At 45.3% G+C, this 25,994-nt stretch carries 23 protein-coding genes and 1 riboswitch; of the genes, 7 read left to right on the top strand and 16 right to left on the bottom strand.

Features of this window, described 5'->3' with window-relative positions:
• Window positions 1–282: 282 nt before the first annotated feature.
• From ABXT42_RS11325 to ABXT42_RS11300, 6 genes are all read right to left on the bottom strand, one after another.
• Window positions 283–939, bottom strand: coding sequence for a Bax inhibitor-1 family protein (locus ABXT42_RS11325; RefSeq protein ID WP_443628251.1), 657 nt, complete (start codon window positions 937–939; stop codon window positions 283–285).
• A 35-nt stretch (window positions 940–974) separates the two neighbouring features.
• Entirely contained in the window at window positions 975–1,340 is a 366-nt protein-coding gene (locus ABXT42_RS11320; protein WP_443628250.1) for a DUF4870 family protein, read from the bottom strand.
• On the bottom strand, window positions 1,337–1,669 hold the full coding sequence (locus ABXT42_RS11315; protein WP_443628249.1) for a heavy metal-binding domain-containing protein: 333 nt from the start codon (window positions 1,667–1,669) through the stop codon (window positions 1,337–1,339). The genes ABXT42_RS11320 and ABXT42_RS11315 overlap by 4 nt, the downstream gene beginning before the upstream one ends.
• 193 nt (window positions 1,670–1,862) lie before the next feature.
• Window positions 1,863–3,107 (bottom strand): putative 2OG-Fe(II) oxygenase, encoded by a 1,245-nt coding sequence (locus ABXT42_RS11310; protein WP_443628248.1) that lies wholly within the window; start codon window positions 3,105–3,107, stop codon window positions 1,863–1,865.
• Window positions 3,108–3,176: 69 nt separating this feature from the next.
• A complete protein-coding gene (locus tag ABXT42_RS11305) occupies window positions 3,177–4,034 on the bottom strand; it encodes a mechanosensitive ion channel family protein (protein ID WP_443628247.1) in 858 nt (285 codons plus the stop codon).
• A gap of 237 nt (window positions 4,035–4,271) precedes the next feature.
• On the bottom strand, window positions 4,272–4,601 hold the full coding sequence (locus tag ABXT42_RS11300) for a nuclear transport factor 2 family protein (RefSeq protein ID WP_443628246.1): 330 nt from the start codon (window positions 4,599–4,601) through the stop codon (window positions 4,272–4,274).
• A 254-nt stretch (window positions 4,602–4,855) separates the two neighbouring features.
• Between ABXT42_RS11300 and xylB the strand changes: the two genes are divergently transcribed.
• Entirely contained in the window at window positions 4,856–6,334 is a 1,479-nt protein-coding gene (gene xylB / locus ABXT42_RS11295; protein WP_443628245.1) for a xylulokinase, read from the top strand.
• Between the two features lie 5 nt (window positions 6,335–6,339).
• Here the strand turns inward: xylB and ABXT42_RS11290 are convergent, their stop codons facing one another.
• Window positions 6,340–7,203, bottom strand: coding sequence for an NAD-dependent epimerase/dehydratase family protein (locus ABXT42_RS11290; RefSeq protein WP_443628244.1), 864 nt, complete (start codon window positions 7,201–7,203; stop codon window positions 6,340–6,342).
• 248 nt (window positions 7,204–7,451) lie between these two features.
• Here ABXT42_RS11290 and ABXT42_RS11285 point away from each other — a divergent pair, with 248 nt between their 5' ends.
• Together ABXT42_RS11285 and ABXT42_RS11280 are read left to right on the top strand one after the other, a co-directional pair.
• On the top strand, window positions 7,452–8,144 hold the full coding sequence (locus ABXT42_RS11285; RefSeq protein WP_443628243.1) for a haloacid dehalogenase type II: 693 nt from the start codon (window positions 7,452–7,454) through the stop codon (window positions 8,142–8,144).
• Between the two features lie 178 nt (window positions 8,145–8,322).
• On the top strand, window positions 8,323–9,648 hold the full coding sequence (locus tag ABXT42_RS11280; RefSeq protein ID WP_443628242.1) for a malonyl-CoA decarboxylase: 1,326 nt from the start codon (window positions 8,323–8,325) through the stop codon (window positions 9,646–9,648).
• 29 nt (window positions 9,649–9,677) lie between these two features.
• Here ABXT42_RS11280 and ABXT42_RS11275 read toward each other — a convergent pair whose 3' ends face one another.
• Complete coding sequence (locus ABXT42_RS11275) at window positions 9,678–10,673, bottom strand: branched-chain amino acid aminotransferase (RefSeq protein WP_443628241.1); 996 nt, start codon at window positions 10,671–10,673, stop codon at window positions 9,678–9,680.
• Window positions 10,674–10,880: 207 nt separating this feature from the next.
• Window positions 10,881–11,017, top strand: a riboswitch (cobalamin riboswitch).
• A gap of 48 nt (window positions 11,018–11,065) precedes the next feature.
• On the opposite strand from ABXT42_RS11275, the gene ABXT42_RS11270 reads away from it, so the two are divergent.
• The 4 genes from ABXT42_RS11270 to ABXT42_RS11255 all read left to right on the top strand — a co-directional run bounded on the left by ABXT42_RS11270 (window position 11,066) and on the right by ABXT42_RS11255 (window position 13,136).
• Window positions 11,066–11,260 carry a CbtB domain-containing protein gene (locus ABXT42_RS11270; protein ID WP_443628240.1) on the top strand — a complete coding sequence of 65 codons (195 nt, stop codon included), beginning with the start codon at window positions 11,066–11,068 and terminating at the stop codon, window positions 11,258–11,260.
• 29 nt (window positions 11,261–11,289) lie between these two features.
• On the top strand, window positions 11,290–12,015 hold the full coding sequence (locus ABXT42_RS11265) for a CbtA family protein (RefSeq protein WP_443628239.1): 726 nt from the start codon (window positions 11,290–11,292) through the stop codon (window positions 12,013–12,015).
• A gap of 97 nt (window positions 12,016–12,112) precedes the next feature.
• Window positions 12,113–12,358, top strand: a complete 246-nt coding sequence (locus ABXT42_RS11260; RefSeq protein WP_443628238.1) for a hypothetical protein — start codon at window positions 12,113–12,115, stop codon at window positions 12,356–12,358.
• Between the two features lie 79 nt (window positions 12,359–12,437).
• Window positions 12,438–13,136, top strand: coding sequence for a HoxN/HupN/NixA family nickel/cobalt transporter (locus tag ABXT42_RS11255; protein ID WP_443628237.1), 699 nt, complete (start codon window positions 12,438–12,440; stop codon window positions 13,134–13,136).
• 27 nt (window positions 13,137–13,163) lie between these two features.
• On the opposite strand, the gene ABXT42_RS11250 is transcribed toward ABXT42_RS11255, so the two are convergent.
• Genes ABXT42_RS11250 through cobW form a run of 8 tightly spaced genes read right to left on the bottom strand, consistent with a single transcriptional unit; the run spans window position 13,164 to window position 25,991 of the window.
• Window positions 13,164–15,152, bottom strand: a complete 1,989-nt coding sequence (locus ABXT42_RS11250; RefSeq protein WP_443628236.1) for an LTA synthase family protein — start codon at window positions 15,150–15,152, stop codon at window positions 13,164–13,166.
• Window positions 15,153–15,169: 17 nt separating this feature from the next.
• Complete coding sequence (locus ABXT42_RS11245) at window positions 15,170–16,051, bottom strand: EamA family transporter (protein WP_443628235.1); 882 nt, start codon at window positions 16,049–16,051, stop codon at window positions 15,170–15,172.
• 6 nt (window positions 16,052–16,057) lie between these two features.
• Window positions 16,058–17,467: a siroheme synthase CysG gene (gene cysG, locus ABXT42_RS11240; protein ID WP_443628234.1), complete on the bottom strand. Its 1,410-nt coding sequence runs from the start codon at window positions 17,465–17,467 to the stop codon at window positions 16,058–16,060.
• Window positions 17,467–18,534: a threonine-phosphate decarboxylase gene (locus ABXT42_RS11235; protein WP_443628233.1), complete on the bottom strand. Its 1,068-nt coding sequence runs from the start codon at window positions 18,532–18,534 to the stop codon at window positions 17,467–17,469. Before ABXT42_RS11235 ends, cysG begins: the two co-directional genes overlap by 1 nt.
• Window positions 18,531–19,496, bottom strand: a complete 966-nt coding sequence (gene cbiB / locus ABXT42_RS11230) for an adenosylcobinamide-phosphate synthase CbiB (protein WP_443628232.1) — start codon at window positions 19,494–19,496, stop codon at window positions 18,531–18,533. The genes ABXT42_RS11235 and cbiB overlap by 4 nt, the downstream gene beginning before the upstream one ends.
• 1 nt (window position 19,497) lies before the next feature.
• A complete protein-coding gene (locus ABXT42_RS11225) occupies window positions 19,498–21,012 on the bottom strand; it encodes a cobyric acid synthase (protein ID WP_443628231.1) in 1,515 nt (504 codons plus the stop codon).
• The gene (gene cobN / locus ABXT42_RS11220; protein ID WP_443628230.1) at window positions 21,009–24,878 is read right to left on the bottom strand and encodes a cobaltochelatase subunit CobN; all 3,870 of its coding nucleotides are present in this window, start codon (window positions 24,876–24,878) and stop codon (window positions 21,009–21,011) included. The genes ABXT42_RS11225 and cobN overlap by 4 nt, the downstream gene beginning before the upstream one ends.
• Window positions 24,879–24,887: 9 nt before the next feature.
• Window positions 24,888–25,991, bottom strand: coding sequence for a cobalamin biosynthesis protein CobW (gene cobW, locus ABXT42_RS11215; RefSeq protein WP_443628229.1), 1,104 nt, complete (start codon window positions 25,989–25,991; stop codon window positions 24,888–24,890).
• Between the last annotated feature and the right edge of the window lie 3 nt (window positions 25,992–25,994).

The following is a 25,994-nucleotide window of genomic DNA, read 5'->3' as shown; positions in this document are numbered from 1 at the left end:
AAAAATCACAAAAAAATAGCAAAAAGCAAAGAAACCCTCGAAGTTTTTTACCAATAGGACCGGGGATTTATGATAAGAAATATTTGTGCTCAAAACCGTGAATAAAAACACTAAAGCGAAGAAAGTTTTGTCACTTAATCGACTGAGGTAGCGCTTTTAAATTTAGACTGAATGAGCGTATAAGGATGAATTAACAAAACTGCAGGAGCCGTTATGGCTCCAGCAGGTATAAAGGATGCAACTTTTGGTTTGTGTCTGCGGTGTGTATGTGGCGGGTGGGCGCTACCTCCTACCCAATATTCGCACAATGCGCAAAAACAAATTAATAATGTCCATATACAACGCAGCCGCACTGTCTATGGCGTTATCATAAGTTTTGGGTATGGCGTTGGCTCTAGCCCAATCATAGCCAATATAGCCACAAAAGATAATCGCCACTATCCAATCCAAAATGCCATGATGAGTATTAAAGATAAATATCTCAATCAGCTCAACAATCACCACACAAAACAAAGCAATAGTAAGGCCGCCCGATATTTTATTAAAAAATGCAGGGTACATAGAGCCCAAAACCATCATCACAAAAGTGACCATGCCAGTCACTCGGATAGCCTGCACTACTATGTCGGGGTTATATTGGCTTACTACCAAATTAATAATCAGCCCAAAAGGCACCACCACAAAGTTATACCCAATAAAGCTCACCATAGGGCTGGCAGATTTTTTAAAAAGATAAATGCCCAAAAAACAGGAGCCCAAATAACCAACAAAAAAGACGATAGGGTTAATGCTGCTTATAGAGGCCACGGGTATATTCACCACCATAAGCCAATTTATGGCAAAGCCCCACATAAGGGTTAAACCGATCACCACGTTGTAGGTGGAGCGATGAATGATCTTGGCATCTGTGTGTGTTCTGTTAAATACGCCTACTTCCATGGTTTCACCCTATGTTTGAAAATATTGTTATGCAGCTATGAACTGTATGCTTTGTTTGAAGTGATTTTAGCCAGCCCTTTAACAATCTTAAACACCGACCACACCCACACAGCAAACAATATGAAATAGCCTACCACTATAAATGCTAAGAAAAAGCCAATAATGCTAAGGCCAAGGCCCCACCAAAATACTTTGATGATGTTTGTATAATGGTCTTCATAAATAGTGCCTGCAGCATCACCTTTTTTAACCATAGCCCAAACAGCACCCACAAGCCAAAAAATGCCGGTAAAAAAGCCCACAGCCATCAAGCAGTAAGCGATAAGGGCGCTTGTTTTTGCGGCATCATCTTTGGCAGATAAAGGCGTTGAAACTTCGTTGTGTGGTTGAATATTGGTCATTGTAAATCCTTTGTGGGTTTAAATTTAACCGCTGTACCAAAAACCATAATTTCAGATGAGCCAGTCATAATGCTACTTGTAGTAAAACGAATACCCACCACTGCATCTGCGCCCTTTGCATGGGCATTGGCCACTAAACGCTGCACAGCGGTATCCCTAGCTTCAGTTAGCATTTCCGTATAGCCGCGTATTTCGCCGCCCACAATGCTTTTTAAACCAGCCATTAGGTCACGCCCTACGTGCTTTGCTTGAACAACGTTACCGGTAACAACACCTACTATTTCTTCAATTTCCTTGCCAGGAATAGAATCTGTGGTTGAATAAATCATAAAGCCCCTTAAATGCGCTTTTGCGTATGGTTAGAAAAAAGAACAGCTTAACTATGCAAATATATAACCAAAAATAGCCGCCTATTACAAGATTTTGAAATAATATTAAACATCGTAAACCATAAATGTTTAGTTGTATCGCTTATGTGGCGAATATATTCTTAGACCTATTGTAGAGCTATAGACAACGCACTTACTTACGCAAATCAAACGCAATGACACAGCGTTCTACATCTTTTAACACCGGCACTGTTTGGTGAAACAAAGACGACGGAAAGAGAATGATATCCCCAGGGTTTGGCTGATACGTTTGGTGTGGGTAGTTGGCGTCTATTATAGGGTAGCCATAGCCATGTAGGCCAAATTCAATGGCACCCTCATTATCGACTGGGTTTTCTACAGTTTTAAGATAAATCACACCACTGACACACCCAGCAGAATGAATGTGTGCACTTTGATGACCATTTTTTAGCATGCGCACATACCAAGATTTGATGTGATGTTCTTTTGGCCAATTTTGCGTAAGGCCATGCTCTAGATGTTTAAATTTCTCATAAAATGATGCCAATTCTTTTTCTACAATAGCTTCTAATATTTTAAGCGCGTCACTAGGCTTGGTAAACAAGTTGCCTGCAGTATGAAAGCCCGATTTTGTGGCATGGTTTTTGGGCTCCCAAGTGGTGGTTTTGTTGTTCATTTCATCTAATAATGCAGCAATATATGCATCAGCATCAGGCATGTGGTCTTTTAGGTTACCAAAGGCCACTAGCTCGTTTGGCTTTTTACAAAATGGAAAACGATCTGGCTGCTTAAGCTGGTGTGATGCAAAGGCGCTAAACGCTGCCACCCTAATGTTAGATGGGTTTTGCACAGCAATGGTGTCTATGCGTGCATTAACGTCATCATACTGCTCTAGCTTATAAGCACACTCTAGGGCCTTGGCTACAGAATATTTGTCTGTGAGCTTGTCAAAACAGGCTTGTGCTTGCGTATATTCTTGGCAGTCATGCAAAAGGCTGCCTAAGTTTTTAGTGGCATCTGCAAAGTCTGGATTAAGCGTTAGGGCTTTTTTATAGCTGTCTTGTGCTGCCTTTACGCTGCCCTTGTCATTTTGTGCAGCGGCCATGTTGTAATAAGTTTGTGGGGAATTGGGCTCTATCTTTAAGGCTTTTTTATAGCTTAAAATGGCCGCATCAAACTGCAACAGGCCAGCATGTGAAGCCCCTGCTATATTGTGTAATAACGATGATAAGGGAAATTTAAGCAACATTTTTTTGGCACCAGCCAACGCCTTTTCAAACTCACCTATAGTAAATAAGGCTATTATTGCTTGTTGCTGCTGCATGGCTTTTTGCAGTTGCTGCTCTTTCTTTGTGAGCTTGGCAGCGTTTTGCGCGTCAATAGCTTGCTTAACATCTTCGCTTGCTGTTGGTGCCATAAATCAATCCGTAATATATTCTTTAGTGGAATATTAACATTGGGTTTAGCCTATTTAAAGCGCTATTACTTAGCGCTCACTAGGCACATTCACAAAATCTATCCCCAGAGCTTTTTGTTCAAACCACATAAACATAAAGTCAGCGGTTAATGCTTGCTCTATCGCCATGGCTCGCTCTGTTGGGCAAAAAATGGTCACCAATACTTGCGTATCACCAAGCTCAGAAGTAGCCACTTGAATATGGGGCTGGGGCCCTGCAATATTAATCTCTAGCCTGTTTTCAATGAGCTGATTATAACGAAAGGCCACGTCTTTAAAGTCTTCGCAATACTCGTGTGCTTTTTCATATAAACGATCAATAAATATAAACGGGTTCACACTGCCATCACGGGTAATAGTGAAATGGTGCATGGCATAGCGCTTTAAAAAGTTTAGATTTTTAATAGGGGCTGTAATTAGCTTGCTATTGGGCAAATACAAAGTAATGCCAGTGTATTCATAGGCATCAATGTTCACCTCTAAAAGTGTGAGTTTCATCCAGTCCGTAGAGTGCACCTCACCACAAGCATCACCTACTTGTATCCAGTCACCTGTGCGATAAGGCCGGCTTGAAATAATGTACATAAAGCCAATAAAGCATTGAATAAATTCTCTAGTGGCAAGCACTATGGCCACTATAAATGCAGCGATAGAAAACGCAAACTTTTGCATTTCTGCAGACCAAATATTGAAGACTACAATCAGCAACACTACGCTGACTAAGTTATTGATGACATTTATTTTGGAACGTTTATTGTCTGCATATTTATGTTTGATCAGGCTGATGACCAAAAATTTAATAAACAGCACACCCACAAAAAAGCACACAGTAATGACAAACTTGTTGGCCATTAAAGACAAAAATAAAGGGTAGTAGGTTTGAGTCATAACGGCTATTTATCCACTACTGCCCGCCATTTTAAGACTAGCTAAAAGAAGAGCAGAGATTGATTGTTGCAGTGATCCAGGCTAAAGCTAGATAAGCCTCACAGCTGCAGTATGCAAAAGAGCGTCATTATAGGGTTATTATGTGTGTGTGACTATTAGCTAGTGGCTTTTAAATAAGCGTCACTGTCTGGTGCAAAAGTAGAGTAAATAGGCACTAGAGCTATACATAAGTGGACCTTAGTTTAAAGCGGTCGCACCCGTTTCCATACGGACTATCTTGCCATCTTTAAGCATGGCAACAAGCATTACGGCTTCTTTAGTATCGTCTGGGTAAGACATAAACGAGTGCTGTACCATAATATCGTCATTTTCATACACGCAGCGGCTTGAGTCCTGAATAAACTTGTCATTGGCAAGCATGCCAGTAACCATTTGGGCCCATTCAGTCTTTGAAAAACGGTTACCTGTCTTATGAAAAACAGCAACGAAATCTTCATGCAAAAGCGCTATGTAAGCCGCTGCGTTGTTATCACTCATTGATTGGTTTAATTTATCGTAAATTGCCATTATAAAATTCCTTTACTTACATAGGTTGAGTAAATCACTTTGCCCAGTGCAACTGCCTAGCCGTATTAGTTTGGTTATAGGCTCTTTCACGAGGCTCTTTAACATTGTAAACCTCTTATATGCCATGTAAAGTCTATTTTTAGTACCAAAAACTAAGCATTTTGGGGAGTAAAAGCCTTGCTAACCATCAAGATTTTTTAGCTTTCATATACAATAAAGCGTTTTAAAAACGCTTTATTTTAAAAGGATCTACTATGTACTTAGGCATAGACATTGGCACATCTGGTGTAAAAATATTACTGCTAGATCAAAGTCATAAACTAGTAGGTAGCGCCAGCGCCCCGTTAATGGTCACTAGGCCAGAAATTTCTTGGAGTGAGCAAGATCCAGATGATTGGGTTAGCGCCATTATCCAAGCCATGGATGAACTTTATCAGCGCTATCCCAAACAACTGGCGAGCGTTTGTGGCATTGGGCTTTCTGGCCAAATGCATGGCGCAGTGCTTATAGGGGTAGATGATAAGCCTCTTAGGCCTTGTATTCTTTGGAATGATGGCCGCAGCGAACAGCAGTGCACACAGTTGTCTCAAATAGCAGATTTTAAAGGCATCACAGGTAATTTAGTGATGCCTGGGTTCACTGCACCCAAGCTGAGATGGGTTGAACAAAACGAGCCAGAGGTGTTTAGTAAAATACATAAAGTGCTTTTGCCCAAAGATTATGTGCGTCTTTGGCTTACAGGCACTTATGGCACCGACCTATCTGACGCATCTGGCACTTTGTGGCTAAATGTGGCCCAACGAGATTGGTCTGACACATTGCTTACAGCCACACATTTATCTAGGCAACACATGCCGGCCCTATTTGAAGGTAATGCAATCACTGGGCAATTAAGACCTGAGTTAGCTAAGCGTTGGCATATGTCATCAGCCATTGTGGCAGGTGGCGGCGGGGACAATGCCGCATCGGCTTGTGGTATGGGCGTTATTGCTCCAGGTAATGGATTTATTAGCTTGGGCACCTCAGGTGTAGTGTTTGCGCCAACCACCACCGCGCAGCCTAATACACAAAGTGCAGTGCATTCATTTTGTCATGCCTTTCCAGATATGTGGCACACCATGGGGGTCACTCTTTGTGCAGCAGACAGCCTGAGCTGGTTGGCTAATGTCACTAATACTAGCGTTACCACTATGGTTAATACCCTGCCTAGTATAATAGAGCGGGCATCAGATGTTCAATTTTTGCCCTATTTATCTGGTGAGCGCACTCCGCACAATGACGCTAATGCGCGGGGCGCCTTTGTAGGTTTGCATCGAGCCACCTCTTCTGAAGACTTAGTGCAGGCGGTCATGGAGGGCGTAGCATTTGCCTTAACAGATTGTTTAAGTGCGATCACAAAGGTGAATGCGCAACAGGACACGCAGCTTGCCACTGAACTTAATAGCGCCTTTGTAGTGGGTGGTGGCAGCAGCTCTTCCCAGTGGTTAGACATTATCGCTGCGGCAATGAATATAGATTTATTGGTGCCTGAGCAGGGTGATTATGGCGCAGCTTTGGGCGCTGCAAGGTTGGCTATTTGTGCCGTAACAGGCGAGCATATTAGCAGCATATGCTTACAACCCAAGGTGTCTAAAGTGATACACCCCAAGCCAAACTTGGTGGAGCAGTATCAGCGCTCTTATGAGAAATTTAGCACTATTTACCCAAGCTTATATAGCCAAAGAGTAAGCTAAAAGGCTTAAGATTGGGGAGGTTTTAGCTCTTCTATTAGCGCCAAATAGCCTTCACGGTAAGTGGGAAATTTGAATTTATACCCACTGTCTAGTAGCTTTTGGTTGCTGCAGCGCCTGGCAGCGCGTGAGCTTGTAGGTTTCGCTGTTAAACTTACATTTAGCTGCGCCGCCAACCAATGGCGCACTTCATATAGGGTGACTGGCTGGCAATCTGTGGCCACATAGATAGGTAATAGGCTTTTGTCTTGCTCATTTAAGAGAATGAGGTGAGCGATCACTGCGGCGCAATCTTCACTATGTATTCGGTTGCTCCACTGCTCAGGCTGTTTTGTGCATCCTACGCCTGCCAGCACTTGATCTAACATTCTGGTGCGACCAGGCCCGTAAATCCCTGAAAATCTTACCACTACACTTGTGCACGATGCAGCTAATGGTGCAGCTAATATAGTCTCTTCGGCTCTGCGCAGTGCTTGGCCAGAAAACGATGTGGAAGTGGCTTCACAGTTTTCATCCACCCATGCCCCCATATTTTGGCCATATACACTGGTGCTAGACACCCAAATAACCAACTTAGGTTTATACACAGCGCGCGAGATAGCCAAAGCTAGCGCCGCAGAAGAATCAACATAGGCCTTTTGATAGCCTTCTTCACTCATATTATCTGGTGTGAGGGTGGCAACCACCACATCAAAACCTTCTTCAAACACAGTATCTAAATATGCGTCATCTCTAATATCACCCGTTAAAGGGGTAATCCCATGGGCAAGCTTTGTGAGACTGCGCTTTAAACCAAAAAAATGGTGCTCTTCAGGCAGATTTGGAGGTATGCGCTGGGCAATATCGCCGCAGCCTGCTAATAATATTTTCAATTCAAGAGCCTATTTTTATCAATATGTTTACGACCAAAAATTTGGCTGTATGTTTAGGTGGCTTGCGTTCTCATTATTTTTACATATAAAAAATCGTTATCATAGTGGCGTTATGCGCTTAGTAGTAGGCTCACCATAGTTGCTGCGCGGTGTATCAGCCAATAAATAAAAATTAGAGTATGCTATTAGTGAGCGCATCTGCTTATAAATAGTGTAATTAATCTGGTTGTTAATAAAGGCATAGTGTTATGGAATCTAAGTTTAAAGAAGTTTCTTTATGTGTGTTCGATGCTTATGGCACTTTGTTTGATGTGCATTCAGCCGTAGGCCAGCATGCCCATGCGTTAGGAGATCAGGCGCAGACGATTTCTATGTTGTGGCGTCAAAAACAGCTTGAATACACTTGGCTACGCAGTTTGATGGGGCGCTATGTTGATTTTGAGCAAGTCACCCAAGAAGCGTTGCATTATGCCTTGCAAACCTATTCAGTTAACGATGCCGCACTAGAGCAAAAATTATTACTGGCTTACAATCAACTGATAAGTTACACCGAAGTAAAAGACACACTCAAACAACTGCGTGGGGCGGGCATAGCCACGGCCATTTTATCTAACGGCTCACCTAATATGCTGCATGCAGCGGTAGAGTATGCAGGGCTAACCGACCTAATAGACCAAGTGATTTCTGTGGATGAGCTTGGCATATATAAACCAGACCCAAGAGTTTATCAATTAGCCCTTGATGGTTTTGGGGTCACTAAAAATGAAGTGTTGTTTCATTCCAGTAATGCTTGGGACGTTGCAGGAGCGGTAAATTTTGGCTTTAATGTAGCCTGGATTAACCGTTTTTCTCAGCCATCAGAGCCTTTGTCTAAGGCTCCTGATTTAATGCTCAATGATTTGCACCAAGTGCTTGGGACGCTGGAAATCCTGCCTATTTAAACCCATATTTAGTGCTTATAAGCATTAAACTAAACAAGGTCAAAGTGATTCTCGACCCACAAGTCAAGTAAGTATTGATAAGCTAGATGGTGATAAAGTGACGACATAAATTCAGCCACACCTTCTAAGCCAAAGGCTAACAAGATGGATTGAGGCAAAGCTACGTAAAGGAATGCATATGCAGCAACTAGCTCACCAATTACTCCAAAAGACGATACGTAGATGGGTGCCTTTTTGGCGGGATCTGCCAAAACAGCAGCACTTATTGGAAAAACTATCCCTTGATCCACATTTAAATGCTGCTGATGAAAAAGTATTGCTAACGTGGATGGATGCCTGTCTTAAAAGTGATGGTGGTGAGGTGGCTGCAAGGGGTCGAGCGGCAGAGCTTGGTAGGCACTTTTTAGGGCTAAATGATGCCGGAAGAGTGCGATTTTTGTCCTTGATGGCCGACAATTATAATGTAGATGAAGCACAACTAACTCAAGTTATAGAATCTTGGTTAGCCGCTGACTCAGGTGAACGGGTGGCTTTAGAAGCACAGCTACGTATTGCTTTAGAGCCTCCAAGAATGAAACTGTTGGCACAGTTTAATGAGCTGCCCCAAGGTATTAAGTTTCTTGTGGATATGCGTGCACAGCTGCTGCGCTTAACAAAAAAGCACCCAAACCTTGCGCCATTAGAAGCTGATTTAAAACGTCTTTTAAGTGCATGGTTTGATGTGGGTTTGCTGCAAATGGAAGAGATCAACTGGCGCTCCAGCGCAGAGCTTCTTGAAAAGCTGATTGCCTATGAAGCGGTGCATGCCATTAAAGACTGGAATGACCTTAAAAACCGCCTTGATTCAGACCGGCGCTGCTTTGCTTTTTTTCACCCCAATATGCCTGATGAGCCGTTGATCTTTGTAGAAGTGGCTCTAGTAAAAGGTATGGCCAACAATGTGCAAGAGTTACTAGATGAAACTGCACCTTTGGAAGACATTGGTTTAGCAGACACAGCTATATTTTATTCAATTTCCAACGCACAAGCAGGGCTTTCTGGCATCAGTTTTGGCAACTTTCTTATTAAGCGGGTGGTTAAGCAGTTGCAGCAAGAATTTACTCAATTGACTGCGTTTGCAACCCTATCGCCCATTCCAGGGTTTTGCCGGTGGTTAGACAACATAGACGTTGAGCAAGAATCAGCTTTGTTAGATGAGGGAGTCGCCCTGAGATCGCCAGACCATATGCAAAAAATGGCGATTCACTACCTTGGCAAAGAGAAGCAAAAGCGCAACCCAAGCTATGCCCGTGACCCTGTGGCCCACTTTCATCTAAGCAATGGCGCCCAGATCGAACGCTTAAATTGGCTAGCGGACACCTCTGACAATGGTTTAAAACAATCCCAAGGCATGATGGTCAATTATCTTTACCAGCTGCCACACATAGAAAGCCGTATTCAAGATTACAGCACCAAAGGCAAGGTGGCTTTGTCTGCCAGTATTGAAAAAAAGCTCAGCTCATAAAGTTTCAAGCTATGTTGGCAGCTTAAGTTTTAAACTTTAGTGAGCCAACCAAAGCGGTCTTTTGCCAAACCAAACTGAATGTCGTTTAAGGCCTTGCGAAGCTTAACTGTAGTTTTTCCTGGTTTGCCTGTACCCACAGTATGGTCTTTACCGTGATGTATTAGGGTGCCTACTGGAGTTAGCACCGCCGCTGTGCCAGAAAGTGCAGCTTCTGCATCCGGGTGAGCGCTGCGTTCTAGTAGCTCCTCTACACTAAGATCACGCTCACTTATCTTCATGCCCATTTCTTGTGCCAAAGTTAGTACAGATGCCCTAGTGACGCCGTGTAAAAAAGTAGAATCCAACGCTTTAGTAATCACTTCATTACCATCGATTAAAATAAAGTTGGCTGCGGCTGTTTCTTGCACATCTCCTTGAGGGGCGAATAAAACTTGATCAGCTTGGTGCTCGGCGCGGGCTTTATTTACTACAGGCATTGCGCTGCAATAGTTACTACCACCTTTTATCATGCCCATGTGGGGTGCGCAGCGCATACCGTCTTCATCTATTAGCACCCGTAAGGTGGTATCGCCACTTGCAAAATAATCCCCTACTGGGGATGCAAGAATGTAAAGCATAGATTCGTTTGAAGGTGCTGCAGCCTTGCCAATGGCAGCTTCTGTACCCATATGCGTGGGGCGTAAGTATAAAGTGCCTGGAGCTGCTGGTATGTCATCTGCATAGCGGCCTACAAGCTCTAAGATCATAGCCTTTAACATGGCTTCATCTACGCTAGGCAAAGAGATCAAACGGCTACTTTGTGCCATCCGTTTAATGTTTTGATCCATACGAAAAATATGGCTACTACCATCAGGGTGACGAAATGCTTTTAGCCCTTCAAAGCAGGTGCTCGAGTAATGTAATACATGAGCACCGGGGTGTATTGAAATGCTGTTGCTTGGCACCAAACTTGGCGTGCTCCATTGGTTGCCATCGAAGGTGGCTAAGGCCATTTCCGGAACAAATTGTGTGCCAAACGCAGTCATGATGTTCTCACTTTATAAAGATGTTCAATTAAGCCTCATATCATACCACCGCAATGGGTTTTTTTTCGAGTGTTGAGAACGAAAATCACGTAAAAATGCACTCGCTATGACACCTTTTTGAGTGTGGTGTTAAGCACCATTACGCAAGATAAGTCGCGTGTTGAATAAAAACGCTCGCATTAAAGCTTTAACTGGCTGCTGTTTTAACTTAAAGTAGGCCCCGTAGGTGGCTACACGAATTTAGCTTTCACGGGAAACAGCCTTTTAAAGAGCTGTGCTGCCCCCGCAACGGTGAACAAGCCATGCTTGTCAGCCCGGAGACCGGCCTACACTTAAGGGGTTAAACCCGCTAACATTAATTTTATCGTGCGGGTGAGCACGTGGAGGAATATATGACTACATCTTCAGTAATTTCAAAGGCCAATACAGCGGTATCTAGCCGCGGTTTAGCAAATTCAAGTGTACAGATGGCTGCTGCTGCAATTTTAGGCATGGTAGTATTGATGGGTGTTGGTTTTGCGCCTATGGATGTTGCACATAACGCTGCTCATGATACGCGCCATTCTTTTGCATTTCCTTGCCATTAAGAATCACTACCTTTTTTTAGGATAATTTTATGTTCCGCCCTATGGTGTTAGCTGCGCTAGGCATTGGCTTGGCCGCAGGTTTAGTTTTAAGTGCAGTTCAAACTTTGCACGTATCCCCTATTATTTATGCTGCTGAAGCCTTTGAAATTGAGCAGCCAGAAATAGCCGCCGTCATTCACAGCGATCATGGCCACTCCCACACACATAGTGCCCAAGCATGGGCTCCAGGCGATGGTTTTGAGCGAATTGCCTTTACCGTGCTTTCTAACGTTTTATCAGCTTTTGGTTTCGCCATCATTTTACTATCGGCCATGCTCATGGCTAAAGATAAGGCGCAATTAAATGTGTCTTGGCAAAGGGGAGTTTTGTGGGGTTTGGCAGGTTATCTCATGTTTTTTATAGTGCCAGCACTGGGCCTCACTCCAGAAATACCCGGTATGGAAGCGGCCGCCCTTGAAGGCCGCCAATCTTGGTGGGTTTTAGCAGTTTTGAGCACCGGCTTAGCTATTGCTAGTGTGGTTTTTTTACCAGGTATCGCTAAAGTTTTCGCTATTGTATTTATTGCTGCACCTTGGCTTGTGGGTGCGCCACAGCCGCAAGTGCACGGCTTTTTGCACCCTGATGCACAAGCTGTAGCCACACTTACTGATCTGCAAGCACAGTTTTTGTACGCTACGGCCATAGCTAATGCTGTGTTTTGGGTCATATTGGGTGGCTTAACAGGATATACAGCTAAACGGCTAGTGCAGGCGTAAGGTGTTGCTGCCTTCCCAATTTATCTATGATTATGTGTTGGAGTGTGTGTTTAGCGTTTATTTATCAAACCCAAAAACACTAAAGCGAAGGCTTGATATGGCAGAAACTACCATGGTAATCACTAGCCAAGGGTTGCAGTTTAGCCTGCCACAAATTTACGCTTTTGCATGTTTAGAAACACAACAAACACAACAGCAGTCTTACCAAAGCTTTAGGAGCTGCCTTTATGGGCAGCAAACTCAAGTGAAATTGCGCGCCTTAGGAGGTGAAGTAGTCATCGCTTGTAACCAACAAAATATTAATGAGAGCCTCTATCAACTGCAGGCCCTACAGGTTAAATAGCCTATTAAATGGTACACTCAGCCAGCGTAATTTAGCTGCACCAAAAGAAATAGGCAAGGCAAAATAAAAAGGGTACTAAGTGGAAATAAGTGTTCTATTAATAGGCTTCATGATTGGTATGCGTCACGCTCTAGAGGCTGATCATGTGGCTGCAGTGGCTTCCATTGTCACCCAGAAGCAAGGTAGATCTGCTGCGCTTCGCCATGGTGCTGTTTGGGGCCTTGGCCATACCCTGACACTGTTTGCTTTAGGCACAGCTGCCTTATTAAGTGGAGTGTTAATTCCTGAGTATATCGCTACTTTATTGGAGTGTGCGGTTGGGTTTATGTTGCTGTATTTAGGTCTAGATGTACTTTGGCGTATGAGCCGAAAAGGCATACATTTTCATGCCCATCAACACCATGGTAAAACCCACCTCCACGCCCATCAACACCATGCGCATGACCTAACACTAGAGGCAAATGCTCATTCACATAACCACAAAAAACCATTCCCAATACGCACGTTAATGGTGGGTATTATGCATGGTATGGCAGGCTCTGCTGCGTTAGTGGTTTTAACCTTAAACGCTGCGCAAGATTTATTGGCAGGTATGGGTTATATGGTATTGTTTGGCATAGGGTCTATTCTAGGTATGGCCTTGCTATCTGTTGCCATTAGCGTGCCCTTCAACCTACCAGGCAAGCACTTAGAGCGCTTTTTAGGTTACCTTCAATTAGTCATCGGTGTAGGCACTTCAGGCCTTGGTGGTTTTACGGTGTTTAATTATTTTTATTAGCACCCAGTCTCATAAATAAGCAGGGTTTTATTTAGGTTTAACAGCGTTTGCCTTAAGTAAATATTGTGCAGCCAAATAATACGCATTGGCTGCGTCTACCATAGCGTTGGGTGTGGGGCTGATGTGGGCTACACCTTTCTCATCTATGTCTGCGCTTACCACCTTACCGGTAATGTGATTCACGCTGGCAATCTCTTTGCCGTTAACAGCTACGCTGGTTCTGCTATCTTGCACAAACCCATAACCTGGTAGATCTTTGCCTTTGGCCCATGCTAAGTCTCTACCTAAGGTGGTATTAAGGTAAGGCTTTGGAAATAGTCCAGCAATGGTAGGTAATAAGTCTGGCAAACCACCAAACGTGTTGTCCACTTCTGGTGTCACCATAGAAGGGGCGTGGATGATCAGTGGCACAGGCAGCTCGGCTATACCAAACTGAAAGATATACTCAGGCAAAAAATCTACCTTTGCAGAGCTTGCTTGGTGGTCTGAAAAAAGCACAAAAATAGTATTATCGTACAAACCCTTACGCTTAAAATTTTCAAACATTTTACCAATATTATGATCCAATAAGCGCACTGCATTGTATTGTTTTACACTGATAAAACCATTGTCTTTTAAGTCCTTTGGGCTTTGTTGCTGCTCTACAAAACCTGTTTTATCATCGGCAATAGTATGAGGGCTGTGATTGGCCGCAGTTTGAATATAGCCTAAAAATGGCGTTTGAGCTTGGCTTAAAACATCACTAGCTTCGCTGAATAATGAATGATCAGAAATGCCCCACACGTCAATAATGGGTGAGCTCCAATATTTTTCTTCATATAAAGTGACACCCTGAATACTGTTATGAATGAGGGCGCTCATATTGGCCCACCCCGCACTGCCTCCAAGCATGTAGTGTTTTTCGTGCGCTACAAAAGAATTAATAACAGAGCGCTGATGAGTAATGAAAGGATTGCGAGTGGCCGTTTTTATGGCAGACACATCGGGAATGCCAGTAATAGAGGTGAACACGCTCTTGGCGGTAGACCTTGCGGGCACATTAAAGTGGGGATACCAGCGTGATTGGCTAATGAGAGCATCTATATTTGGCGTGGGGTTTAGCTTATTACCATAAGCACCTATGTGGCTTGCCCCCAAGCTTTCCATAAACACAATCACTAGGTTAGGAGTGCTTTGTTGAGCACTCACTACAGGTGCGCTGGGGGTCTCCCAGCGATCTAATATAGCCGCACCATCACTTGGAAACTCTGCCCCTAGCAAGTGGGAAAGGGTTTGCAAGTGTGGTTGTAAATCTTGTTCAGTGGCAGAGGTGGCGGTGGTAAAACTGGCTGTATAATATACCCACACAAATGGATTTAACCCAAGCGCAGCAACTTGGGCATCACCGTTAAAAAACGCATGATTCCATCGCAAAGGCACCAATGACCAGCGGCCTAAAAGTATTAATAAAAATAAGGCCCCTATCACAACGATATGAACACAGTTGCTATACCAACGCCTACGTGTCTTTTCTTGGGTGAGCAAAGGCAGTGCAAACCGCTTATGCGCCCAGTAACCCAAGCTCCAAGTAGCAACGATCGCTAAGCTAATTTGAATCACTGGGTAAGATTGCCATACCATGGCGCTAGAAATACCAATATCACTACTAAAACGGGTGACAGATGCATCAATGCGTTTGCTAAGGTATAAATAATGCCCGGCATCAAAGACATACATCATCAGTATGACTAGTAAAATAATGCCGAACCAATAACCTAACAAGCGACGTAATAGTGCATAGTTAACAGCACTAAAGCGGGGCAATAGTAGCCACGGTAATGTGGCTAAAGCAGCTAATAAAGCTACCCTTAAATCAAAGCGCAAACCCACCCAAAAAGCTTTTAGTAAGTAGCCTTCTGCAGCTATAGGTAGCTCGGAGAGTAAGCCCCAAAACAACACTCGAAACACACCTTGTAAAGCCCATAACGCTAGGGTTAATACAAGTAGATACTGCACACGACGAGGGAGCAAGGTCATAGTAGGCTTCAGTGGTGTTAATTGGCGTTAATGGGTTGTAATGGTGTTTTTGTAGAGCGTAAGTTTATCACTAAGCCTGCAATGATTAAAATGGCAGCCACCCACTTCCACCATGGCATGGCCTCATACAAAAACACACCTGAGGCAGCCATACCAAATACGGGCACCAGTAGCGCCCACGGTGCTACAAGAGCTGCGGCATGGCGTTGTAATAATAAATTCCACAGGCCATATCCAATGAGGGTATTACCTATGGTTTGCCACAGTACAATAGCCCATGGGTGCCATGTGGCAGACGCTAAGCTTTGGGTTATAAGTGTGGGGCCTTCAAGATAATAAGACATCAAGGCCAGTGGCGGCACTGCAAAAAGAGAAGACCATGCCAAAAAGGCAATAATATGCACTTTGCCACTGCGTTTAACGACTAGATTACCGGCAGCCCAGCTTAAAGCAGCTATTAAAATAACGGCTAAGCCAATAGGGGTGGCATCTGTGTTGCCTTGCACTGCGATTAATAAAATACCTGCAAAAGACACCGCCAAGGCTGCAATCTGAGGCCAACGTATGGTTTCTTTAAATAACATGAGCGCCAGTAAAATGGTAAACACAGCCTGCACTTGAATCACTAAAGAGGCTAGCCCGGGAGAAATATGGCTACCCATCACCCAAAATAATAGCCCAAATTGACCAAACCCAATAAACACCCCATAGGCGATTAAATAGCGCCAAGGCACCTTTGGGCGAGGTAAAAAAAACACCAAAGGCAAAGCTGCAAAGGCAAAGCGTAAACTAGCAAATAAAAATGGCGGTAAGTCGTTTAAGCCTAATTCAATAAAGACAAAATTAGTGCCCCAAATGAGAGCAACAAAAACAGCTAATAATTGATGGGTGATGGGCATTTTGACTTAGCTTTCTCTTGATGAGGTGAACCAAGCCAGCTTATCATGCAAGCTCACTACGCGCCCCACAATAAACAGCGAAGGAGACATCACTTTTTCTGCCTCGATCATTGCCGGTAGTTGTGTGAGGTCGGACACTAATACCCGTTGGTCTTGAGTAGTGCCTTTTTCAATCAATGCTACGGGCATGTTGATGTCCATACCATGAGCTAACAGCTGCTCACAGATTAATGGCAAGCCTTTTAAGCCCATATAAAATACTAAGGTTTGGCCTTCTACAATTAACTCTGGCCAAGGCAAATTTACACTGCCATCTTGCAGTTGCCCTGTAACAAAACGCACCGACTGGGCATAGTCTCTATGGGTGAGAGGGATGCCAGAATAAGCCGAGCAGCCGCTAGCCGCAGTAACACCAGGTACGACTTGAAACGGCACATGTTGCTGCGCTAAGGTTTCAATTTCTTCACCGCCGCGACCAAAAATAAATGGGTCTCCACCTTTAAGCCGAGCCACACGTTTGCCTTGTTTGGCATAATCCACTAACAATTGGTTGATGCCTGTTTGGGGCACACTATGATTTGCACGGCGCTTGCCTACATATACCCGCTCTACAGATTCTGGCACTAATGCCATCACGCCATCAGAAACTAAGGCGTCATAAAGCACCACATCAGCTTTTTGTAATAGTCTAAAAGCCCTCAGGGTTAGTAGGTCTGGGTCTCCTGGGCCTGCGCCAATAAGGAACACTTCGCCCGTGTTCATTATCTTATTGCCGCCGCTGTCTATTTCTTTTAAGTGGTCTTTGAGCATACTTTCAGCGTCATCATGTTTGCCAGAGAATACGGCCTCGGCCACAGGGCCTTGCAGCACCTGATGCCAAAATATGGAGCGCTGCTTGGTATCGGGTAAAGCCTTCTTTACTTGTGGGCGATAAGTGCCTACTAAACGAGACAATTGGCCATAAGCTTTAGGCACAAGCTGCTCTAGTTGCTGGCGTAAAATACTTGATAAAACAGGCGAAGCGCCGCCGTTATTAATGGCAATAGTGAGTGGGGCGCGGTCGATAATAGCGCCAAAGATAATGTTGCCATCGTCAGGCACGTCTGCCACATTTACTAACAAGCCCATGGCTTCTGCATCAACAGCAATTTGATGGTTTACAGTGCGGTTATCAGTTAAAGCACAAATGAAGGTATAGCCACGCATCACTTCATCGCAGTCATAGGCGCCTAGGGTGACTGTGCCACCTGCGTTTTCTACTAATTCGGTGATGCCATCATTTACACAGATGGACATTAAATCAAAGCTAACACCTGCTTTAACCAGGGTTTTTACTCGGCGCTTGGCTACATTTCCACCACCAATGAGTAGTACTTTTAAATGATTGGTGTTGTGAAACAGAGGGAAAAAGGTCATTAGGATTCCTGTTGTATCCATGTGTGGCAATATTCTAGTGCGCTAACGTTGTGTATATTTTGGCTTAAATCTACATTACCAAAGCGCAACAAACTGGTGGTTGAGTCAATGGTTACTAAGCGTATTAAAATACCATTTTTGGCCGCACTTTGGTGCAGCTTTTTAGCTAATTTAGGAGCCATAATAAAGCTTCGAAAGAGTTCATGAGAACCTGCGTGATAAGCCCCAAGGGCGGTCATAGCCGGTTGCCAAATGTTGTGTTGTTGTAGGCTTTGGCTGGCTAAAGTGGTGCGCATGTTTGATTGCCACAGGGTATCACTTAAAGCGGCAATAGCAACAGTTTGTGCAGGCCCATTAACAATCCAAGGGCCAAGTTCTTTAGCGAGTTGCTCTAATACGCTTTCATCTGCAAAAGTAAAACCTAATCGTATGCCTGCCAAACCAAAAAATTTGCCTACAGAACGCAAAACCACCACGTTTTTTGCCAAGGGCTCTGTGAGTAAGCTAGCGCTTGGCGTGTTGTCAATAAAGGCTTCATCTACCACCAAAAAACCATTTGAAGCATGCAATTTTTGTGCCCAAGCACGCAGTTTTTTTGGTGTAAATCGTTCACCCGTCGGGTTGTTGGGGTTAATAATGAGCAGATGCCCTATCAGGTTATCTTCTAGAGCGGCGTCTATTTGTTTTGCAGCTAAAGCGCCATCTAGCCCACTATAGGTGTTTATGTCACCACATTTAGACCATGCATGACGATGTTCTTGATAACCTACATCGGGCAACCATGCGGCCCTAGCATTGCCCAAGTGATGCAATATGCTGGGCAATAATTGAATAATAGCTTGGCTGCCACTACTGGCCAAACACCCATGAGCACCATAATAGCTGGCAGCAGCAGTGGTAAGTTTAGGGCTTAAATAAGGCAGCTGGTGCCAAGCACTTTGCTCTATTTTGGGTATAGGGTAGCTGTGTTGATTTATGCCGGTAGACAAATCTATCCATTGGCAAGGGTCGCGGCCGTAGATAGCGGATGCGCTTTGTATATCACCACCGTGAAAAAGTAGGCTCATGACACTTTGCTCAAAATACTAATTGCAGCCATCACAATTAACCATAAAGCCAAGCTGTAATTCACTAAGGTGCAGGCATCATCAATGCTTTTGGCCATGGGAGGCTGGCCGGCGCCAAGCACTGGGCGCTGTTGTTCTTGGCCATGATAGTGTGCACTGCCGCCTAGTATCACACCAATAGCTCCAGCACCTGCTGCCATTACTGGGCCTGCGTTAGGGCTTTTCCAAGTGCCAGCTTGCTGGCGCCAGCTTTGCCATGCGTTTGTAGTGTGGCCATTAAGGCTAGCGCATATTGTGTAAGATAACGCAGTGAGGCGGGCAGGAATAAAATTAAGCACATCATCAAAGCGTGCAGCCGCCCACCCAAAGTGCAAGAAACGAGGATTTTTATAGCCCCACATAGCATCTAAAGTGTTACTTAAACGATAAATAACCACCCCCGGAATGCCTGCCACAATAAACCAAAATAGCGCTGCAAACAGCGCATCGGCGCCATTTTCAAGCACAGACTCTGTGGCTGCTGTGGCGATTTCTTGCTCATTTAATGCTTGAGTGTCACGGCTAACAATGCGGCTGACTGCAACACGAGCACTGCTAAGATCACCCAAAATAAGGGGTATGGATATGGCTTTAGCGTGTTCTATCAAACTGCGCCAGCCAATAGCCAAATAAAGTACCACAGCACCTGCCAGTATCGAAAACACTGCACTTGGGGCTAGTGTTTGCTCTAGTGAGTAGGCCATAAAACCTATGGGCCCAATAGCAAGGCTAAGGGCTAAAACACCTTTGCCTTTTAGCAAAAGGTCTTTGTTAGCGACGGAAAATAATCCATTTTTAGTATTAAGCCACTTCTCTAGCCCATCAGCCAGCGCACCAAAGCCCACCAAAGGGTGCAGCCGTTTGGGCTCACCTAGAAAGTAGTCTAAAGTAAGCGCTAGGGTAATAATGATGAGTAAAGTCATGCTAAAGGCTACCGCGCATGATGTTAAAAATCCTTTCCATGGGCAGCTCCACTTCTACTTCATCGGCTAAGCGCTCAATCTCTTTAGCCCTTAAAGCAGGGTAATCAAAAGCTATAGTCTCTTCCAAACCGGCCCAATCTAACAAAAGCGCAAGCAGCTTTGGCTCATCAAATAACCCATGCACATAGCTGCCCATTACGGTGTCTTCACTATTTTTTGCACCATCTATGCCGGTATCAAGTGTCATCAGTGGCTGAGCAAGGTCACTGCCGGTAGTTTGCCCCACATGGATTTCATAACCTGTCACTGGAATATCACCTTCTGGAGATAACCAAACCCCTTTTACATTGCGTAACTGTTTTTCACCTTGTAGCAAGGTTTCAATATTTAAGTGTCCCAAGCCTAAGCTTGTACCGGCAGCAGACTCTGTGCCATCAGGGTCGTGCACAGCGTGGCCGAGCATTTGATAACCACCACAAATGCCAATGACTTTGCCGCCCAAACGTAAATGACGTTTAATCACAGCATCCCAACCAGAGCTTTTAAGCCAGGCCAAGTCGCCACGAGTGTTTTTGCTGCCAGGTAAAATGATAAGGTCTGCACCCTGAAAGGTTTGCACATCTCTTAACAGCTGACAATCTACCTGAGGGTGCATTCTTAAGGCATCAAAATCGGTGTGGTTGCTGGCCCTTGGGTAAATAGGCACGACCACTTTAAAATGTTGGCCTTGGTCATTTTTTTCAAACTGATCCACTGCCAAAGAGTCTTCGGCTTCTATGTGTAAGTTATGAATGTAAGGCAACACGGCTAATACAGGTTTGCCTGTCTTTTCTTCTAGCCAATCCAGGCCACCTTGCAGTAAGGCTTTATCACCTCTAAAGCGGTTAATAATAAAGCCACGTGTGCGGTTCTGTTCACTTTGGCTAAGTAACTCATAGGTGCCATACAAATGGGCAAACACACCACCGCGGTCAATGTCTGCCACAATGATAACAGGGCAATCTACAGCTTCAGCAAAACCCATATTGGCAAGGTCATGCTCTCGTAAATTAATCTCGGCAGGGCTGCCAGCACCTTCCACTACCACTAGGTCAAATTCTTCCAATAACTCACCATGGGCTAGCACCACATCTTGCAGCAGCTTAGGCTTGTGCAGATGGTATTCCACAGCCTTCATGTTGCCAATGGCTTTGCCACGGATAATTACCTGTGAGCCAAGGTCGCTGTTGGGCTTGAGTAAAATAGGGTTCATGCGCACATCAGGTGCTATAAAGCAGGCTTCTGCCTGCACTGCTTGAGCGCGGCCAATTTCACCACCATCAGGTGTAACAGCGCTGTTAAGTGCCATATTTTGGCTTTTAAAAGGGGCTACTTTTACGCCTTTACGAGCTAATATGCGGCACAAAGCGGTGACTAAAATACTCTTGCCAGCATCCGAGGTGGTGCCTTGTACCATCAGCGTGCGATGACCTTGCGCTATGAGGGTAGGGAGATCTGCAACGGTGGATTTAATCATGACGCTGTTTCCTTTTGCTGATCTAAATCTAACAGCAAATCTTGTAAGGCTTGTTGGTGTTCACCAGGCTCTTGCCACATGCCACGTTGGCAAGCTTCTAACATGCGCTCAGCCATTTCTTCTAGTGCAGCAGGGTTGTTGTCACGCATAAATTGCTGGTTATGGGTTTCAAAAATTAGTGCATCACTAACTTGTTGGTATTGGTAGTCAGCGATTAAATCTGTGGTGGCATCATAGGCAAATAAGTAGTCTACACTTGCGGCCATTTCAAAGGCGCCTTTGTATCCATGGCGCTGCATGGCGCCAATCCATTTAGGATTAAGCACACGCGAGCGCAATACTCTGTTGAGCTCTTCGCTTAGGGTGCGGATCTTGGGCACACTAGGATTGCTATGATCACTGTGATACACCGCAGGGGCCTTGCCGCTAAAGCTGGTTACGGCGTTAGTCATGCCGCCTTGAAACTGATAGTAATCATCAGAATCTAGCAGATCGTGTTCGCGGTTATCTTGGTTTTGTACCACAGCTTCTAGCTGGCTTAAACGGTGTTTAAAGCCTTCATGTGCTGCCACGCCATCACCGGTTTGGTTACCGTAGGCATAGCCGCCCCAGTTTAGGTATGCATCTGCAAGATCACTGCGCTGCTCCCAACATCTCTCGTCAATAAGGCCCTGCAGGCCAGCGCCATAAGCACCAGGTTTGCTGCCATACACCCGATAACTGGCTTGGCGGCGCGCTTGTGCTTCACTTACGCCATCAGCTTGTAGCTGCGCTTGGCGTAGCTCTATGTTTTTGCGAATAGTATTGCTGTTGCCACTGGCTGTGCTGGAGCCAGGCTCGTCAAAGACGGCTAAGGCTTGTACAGCCGCATCATAGAGTTTCATCACGTTAGGAAAGGCGTCACGGAAAAACCCAGACACACGCAAGGTGACATCCACTCGTGGACGGCCTAACTGCATGGCTGGAATAATTTCAAAATCGCTTACTCTTTGAGAGCCCACAGCCCAAATAGGTTTGATGCCCATCAATGCAAAGGCTTGGGCAATGTCATCACCGCCAGTGCGCATGGTGGCTGTGCCCCAAACTGACAAGCCAAGCTGAGTAGGGTAGTCACCGTGCTCTTGTAAATGCCTTTCAATAAGGGCTTGAGCTGAACGCTGGCCTAATGCCCAAGCAGCAGCAGAGGGCACACTGCGGTTGTCTAAAGAAAAAAAGTTGCGCCCTGTAGGTAAGGTATCCAAGCGGCCACGAGTAGGCGCGCCACTAGGCCCAGGCTCTACAGATGCGCCTGCTAAACCTTGAATAAGGGCTTTAGTTTCACGCACAGCGCTGTCTTCTAAGGCCGCTAAAATCACTGTTTTTGCGTAGTGTAGCTGCTGGCTTGTGCGAGGTAACTGTGCCTTTAAATCGTTGATATCTTTATTTTTTTCTGCAAGAAGATAACCATTGATTAAGCTTAATGCTAACAATTCGAGGCGCTCGCGGGTGTCCATGCTAGAGCGCCATACACCCAGATCTTGTTGGGCTAATAACGCAGGCTTAGGGCCAAGCCAAGGGATGACTTGCGTGGCCAAAGGGTCGTAGTCGTGGAGACCTAAATCACAGGCCAAATTATGCAAAATGCCACGTTCTTCATTAGCTTCGCCGCGGGGTAAACGCAGCAGGGCCACCATGGTTTCGCTAAGTTCTGTCGTTTTAGGTAATTGCCCTAAAATATGTAATCCATTGCGGATTTGAGCTTCTTTAATGTCGCATAAATAAGTGTCAAGCTCGGCGAGCATTTCACTTTCACTAGTGTAGGCAGTGAGCCCTAGCTCTTGTTTTAGGTGGCTGCTAGCCAAGGTGGCTACAATTTGTTCTCTTAGCCATAGCTCACGGCCCGTGTCTAAACCTGTAGCTTGATACAACTCATCGACCAAAGCTTCTAAATCTGCCAGCTCGCCATAGGTTTCGGCGCGCGCCATGGGAGGCATTAAGTGATCAATAATCACCCCTTGGGCACGACGCTTGGCTTGAGCACCTTCACCTGGGTCATTCACAATAAATGGGTAAAAATGAGGCATAGGCCCCAAAGCAACTTCAGGCCAGCACTGGTCGCTTAATGCCACGCCTTTGCCCGGTAGCCACTCTAGGTTGCCGTGTTTGCCTAAATGAACCACTGCATCTACTTGATAAATATGCCGTAGCCAAAAATAAAACGCCAAATAACTATGGGGAGGCACTAGGTCTGGGTCGTGGTAGTTGGCTGTTAAATCTAGGTTGTAGCCTCGCGCGGGCTGAATGCCCACAAAGGTTTCACCCAAGCGTAAGCCTGCAAGCATAATGCGCCCTTGACGATATTTAGGGTCTTTTTCAGGGCCGCCCCAGCGCTTTTGCACTGCGTCTTGGCAGGCTTGGGGCAAGTTTACAAAATGCTCCATATATTTGCTGGCATCCATACTTTGCCAACATGGAAGATGGTGCAATGTGTTTGGGTTATTAGTGACAGACTCTAATAGCTTCTCAATTAAGGCATTACCATTTTCTGGCACCATATCAATGGCATAGCCCGCGTCTTGCATGGCTTGTAATACATTAATAGCAGATTGTGGCGTGTCTAGCCCCACACCATTGCCAATGCGGCCATCTTTGGTGGGGTAGTTGGCAAGGATTAGTGCTATACGTTTGTCGCTATTGGCCTTATGGCCTAGGCTGCAATAACCCTTTGCAAGGCGAGCCACAAACTGAGCCCTTTGTGGCTCTAGCTCATAGCCTACAAGGTCTATCTGGCATAGCTTGCTATAGTAACCCATAGACTTAAAGCTAATGGCGCGAGTGAGCAAATGGCCATCCATTTCTGGCAACACCACCTGCATAGCAATATCACGCGACCTTAACCCTTGTTTATGCTCGCGCCATGCTTCACAAGTGGTGGAAGACAACACCAGCTGCAAAACAGGAATATCACCTTCAATAGGCAACTTAAAGTGCGTGGGCGCAGAGCTAAGGCTTGGGGCATCTACTTTGTTGCTAGCAAAGCCTAAGCTGCTTAATACCAGCTTAGTGTTAGATTGTTTTATGGTGTGGTTTACTAAAGCTAACGCTTGTGAATCTTTAAGCGAGGTAACAGCCAGTGCGATAGGGTTCATACCCTGTTCAATTAAGCTTGCCATTAAGCCATCAAACATACGTGTATTACCACTTTGCAAGTGGCTACGATAAAACAGCAAAGCCACCACTGGAGCGTTTTGCAGGCCTTTAGTAAGGGTGTCTTTTTGCCAATCCATTAAGCTGGCTTGGGCTACACCTGGCTGATAAATTAATGCTTGGGGCAACTGCGTTGGTGGTTGCCAGCTTGTCTTTGTGAAGGAAGTGGATGCGTGCGTGGCTGGGCTTGGTAGGCACTCTTGGTGCAAATAACGCAATAAATTAATGCCGTTGCTTACCCCGCCTTGGCGTAGATATTGCCAAATGAGCCCACAACATTCAGGGGTGCAAGAGCTAGCAAGAGTAAGCTGTGGGTCTGGTGCATCATCGCCTGGCACCAATATAAGAGTGCGCGAAGGTTTAGCTTTTTGCCATGCTTGTAAGCGTAAAAAGCCATAATCCCAATAGCTTGCGCCACCTAGCAATGACACCATTACAATGTCTGCGTGCTCTAGCACCTTGTGCTCATAAAGATCAAAAGCAGCAGGCTTTAGCAGGTGGCTCCAGTTTGCCAAACGGACTGAAGGCAGTTCACTACCTAGCTGCTGCGCCGCCGTGGCTAGCATGGCTAAGCTAGTATCAGCGGCAGCCAAGATCACCATGGTTGCTGGGTCTTGGCCTAGGTCAACAATGCCTTCTTCTTCAACGAAGCCGCCAGGTTGTGCTGCAAGCAAGTGCATGGTGAGTGATTAAACCTCAGCCACTTTTAAGGCAAGCGTAAGCTCATCTGCATGTAAGTGTTTGCCGATCATCACTAAGGAGGTGCGGCGGGCTTCATCAGCGCCCCACAAACGATCAAAGTGGCTTTCTAAACGCTGGCCTACAGCCTGAATCACTTGGCGCATAGGTTTGCCAGGCAAGGCGGCAAAGCCTTTAGCGCGGTATATTTGTTGTTCAGCAAGTAGCTTGGATAAAGCGCTTTGTAAACGATCTGCATCCACTTCGCCTAAATGAATGACGCAAGAATCAAAGTGGTCATGGGCATGTTCGTGGTGATCACCGTGATCATGGTGATGATCATGATGCGTGTGTACCGCTTCAATGCGCTGCTCTGCAGCAGCTTCTAGGCCCAACACTAGCTCTAAAGAAGCATCACTTGTGCCATCTTCTTTTTGGCCAATGTAAGCAGTTTTAACTGCGCTAGGCACTTTAGCTGCAACCACTTCTGCCACACGACTGCGCTGGTCGTTTGACAAAAGGTCACTTTTAGAGACGATCACAAGGTCTGCTGCACTTAATTGGTCATCCAATAGCTCGGCTAAGTCTGGATCATGGTTAAGGCTTTCATCAGCCAAACGCTGGGCTTGCACTTGATCTGCATCATGGGCAAAGCGTCCGGCGGCTACAGCTGGGCCATCGATCACGGTAATCACAGCGTCTACCGTGAAATGTTGCTTAATTTCTGGCCAGTTAAACGCCTGCACCAAAGGTTTTGGCAGAGCCAAACCACTGGTTTCTATAAGAATATGGTCTATGTCATCACGACGCTTCACCAGCTCTAGCATTACTGGTAAAAACTCTTCTTCTACAGTGCAGCAAATGCAGCCGTTGGCTAGTTCATAAATGCCTTGTGAGGAGCTAGTGGGCACTTCGCCTTCGTCATCACAATCTAGTGGGCAATTGCGCAACAAATCCGCATCAATATCTAGCTCGCCAAACTCGTTTACGATCACCGCAATACGCTTAGGGTCTTTACCACCAGAGATCTGGCGCAACACGTTAGACAATAAAGTGGTTTTACCACTGCCCAGAAAACCTGTAACAACAGTAGCGGGAATTTTTTTCAGTTGCATGGG

Source organism: Candidatus Njordibacter sp. Uisw_002 (genome assembly GCF_047730155.1).
Lineage (GTDB): Bacteria > Pseudomonadota > Gammaproteobacteria > Pseudomonadales > Balneatricaceae > Njordibacter.
Note: the sequence above shows the minus strand (reverse complement) of the source record. Positions and strands in the feature narration are given on the sequence as shown.

What these genes read in the sequence shown, in the direction of transcription:
- ABXT42_RS11325 (WP_443628251.1), bottom strand. Translation starts at nt 939, where the DNA reads ATGGAAGTAGGCGTATTTAACAGAACACACACAGATGCCAAGATCATT.
- ABXT42_RS11320 (WP_443628250.1), bottom strand. Translation starts at nt 1,340, where the DNA reads ATGACCAATATTCAACCACACAACGAAGTTTCAACGCCTTTATCTGCC.
- ABXT42_RS11315 (WP_443628249.1), bottom strand. Translation starts at nt 1,669, where the DNA reads ATGATTTATTCAACCACAGATTCTATTCCTGGCAAGGAAATTGAAGAA.
- ABXT42_RS11310 (WP_443628248.1), bottom strand. Translation starts at nt 3,107, where the DNA reads ATGGCACCAACAGCAAGCGAAGATGTTAAGCAAGCTATTGACGCGCAA.
- ABXT42_RS11305 (WP_443628247.1), bottom strand. Translation starts at nt 4,034, where the DNA reads ATGACTCAAACCTACTACCCTTTATTTTTGTCTTTAATGGCCAACAAG.
- ABXT42_RS11300 (WP_443628246.1), bottom strand. Translation starts at nt 4,601, where the DNA reads ATGGCAATTTACGATAAATTAAACCAATCAATGAGTGATAACAACGCA.
- xylB (WP_443628245.1), top strand. Translation starts at nt 4,856, where the DNA reads ATGTACTTAGGCATAGACATTGGCACATCTGGTGTAAAAATATTACTG.
- ABXT42_RS11285 (WP_443628243.1), top strand. Translation starts at nt 7,452, where the DNA reads ATGGAATCTAAGTTTAAAGAAGTTTCTTTATGTGTGTTCGATGCTTAT.
- ABXT42_RS11280 (WP_443628242.1), top strand. Translation starts at nt 8,323, where the DNA reads ATGCAGCAACTAGCTCACCAATTACTCCAAAAGACGATACGTAGATGG.
- ABXT42_RS11275 (WP_443628241.1), bottom strand. Translation starts at nt 10,673, where the DNA reads ATGACTGCGTTTGGCACACAATTTGTTCCGGAAATGGCCTTAGCCACC.
- ABXT42_RS11270 (WP_443628240.1), top strand. Translation starts at nt 11,066, where the DNA reads ATGACTACATCTTCAGTAATTTCAAAGGCCAATACAGCGGTATCTAGC.
- ABXT42_RS11265 (WP_443628239.1), top strand. Translation starts at nt 11,290, where the DNA reads ATGTTCCGCCCTATGGTGTTAGCTGCGCTAGGCATTGGCTTGGCCGCA.
- ABXT42_RS11260 (WP_443628238.1), top strand. Translation starts at nt 12,113, where the DNA reads ATGGCAGAAACTACCATGGTAATCACTAGCCAAGGGTTGCAGTTTAGC.
- ABXT42_RS11250 (WP_443628236.1), bottom strand. Translation starts at nt 15,152, where the DNA reads ATGACCTTGCTCCCTCGTCGTGTGCAGTATCTACTTGTATTAACCCTA.
- ABXT42_RS11245 (WP_443628235.1), bottom strand. Translation starts at nt 16,051, where the DNA reads ATGCCCATCACCCATCAATTATTAGCTGTTTTTGTTGCTCTCATTTGG.
- cysG (WP_443628234.1), bottom strand. Translation starts at nt 17,467, where the DNA reads ATGACCTTTTTCCCTCTGTTTCACAACACCAATCATTTAAAAGTACTA.
- ABXT42_RS11235 (WP_443628233.1), bottom strand. Translation starts at nt 18,534, where the DNA reads ATGAGCCTACTTTTTCACGGTGGTGATATACAAAGCGCATCCGCTATC.
- cbiB (WP_443628232.1), bottom strand. Translation starts at nt 19,496, where the DNA reads ATGACTTTACTCATCATTATTACCCTAGCGCTTACTTTAGACTACTTT.
- ABXT42_RS11225 (WP_443628231.1), bottom strand. Translation starts at nt 21,012, where the DNA reads ATGATTAAATCCACCGTTGCAGATCTCCCTACCCTCATAGCGCAAGGT.
- cobN (WP_443628230.1), bottom strand. Translation starts at nt 24,878, where the DNA reads ATGCACTTGCTTGCAGCACAACCTGGCGGCTTCGTTGAAGAAGAAGGC.
- cobW (WP_443628229.1), bottom strand. Translation starts at nt 25,991, where the DNA reads ATGCAACTGAAAAAAATTCCCGCTACTGTTGTTACAGGTTTTCTGGGC.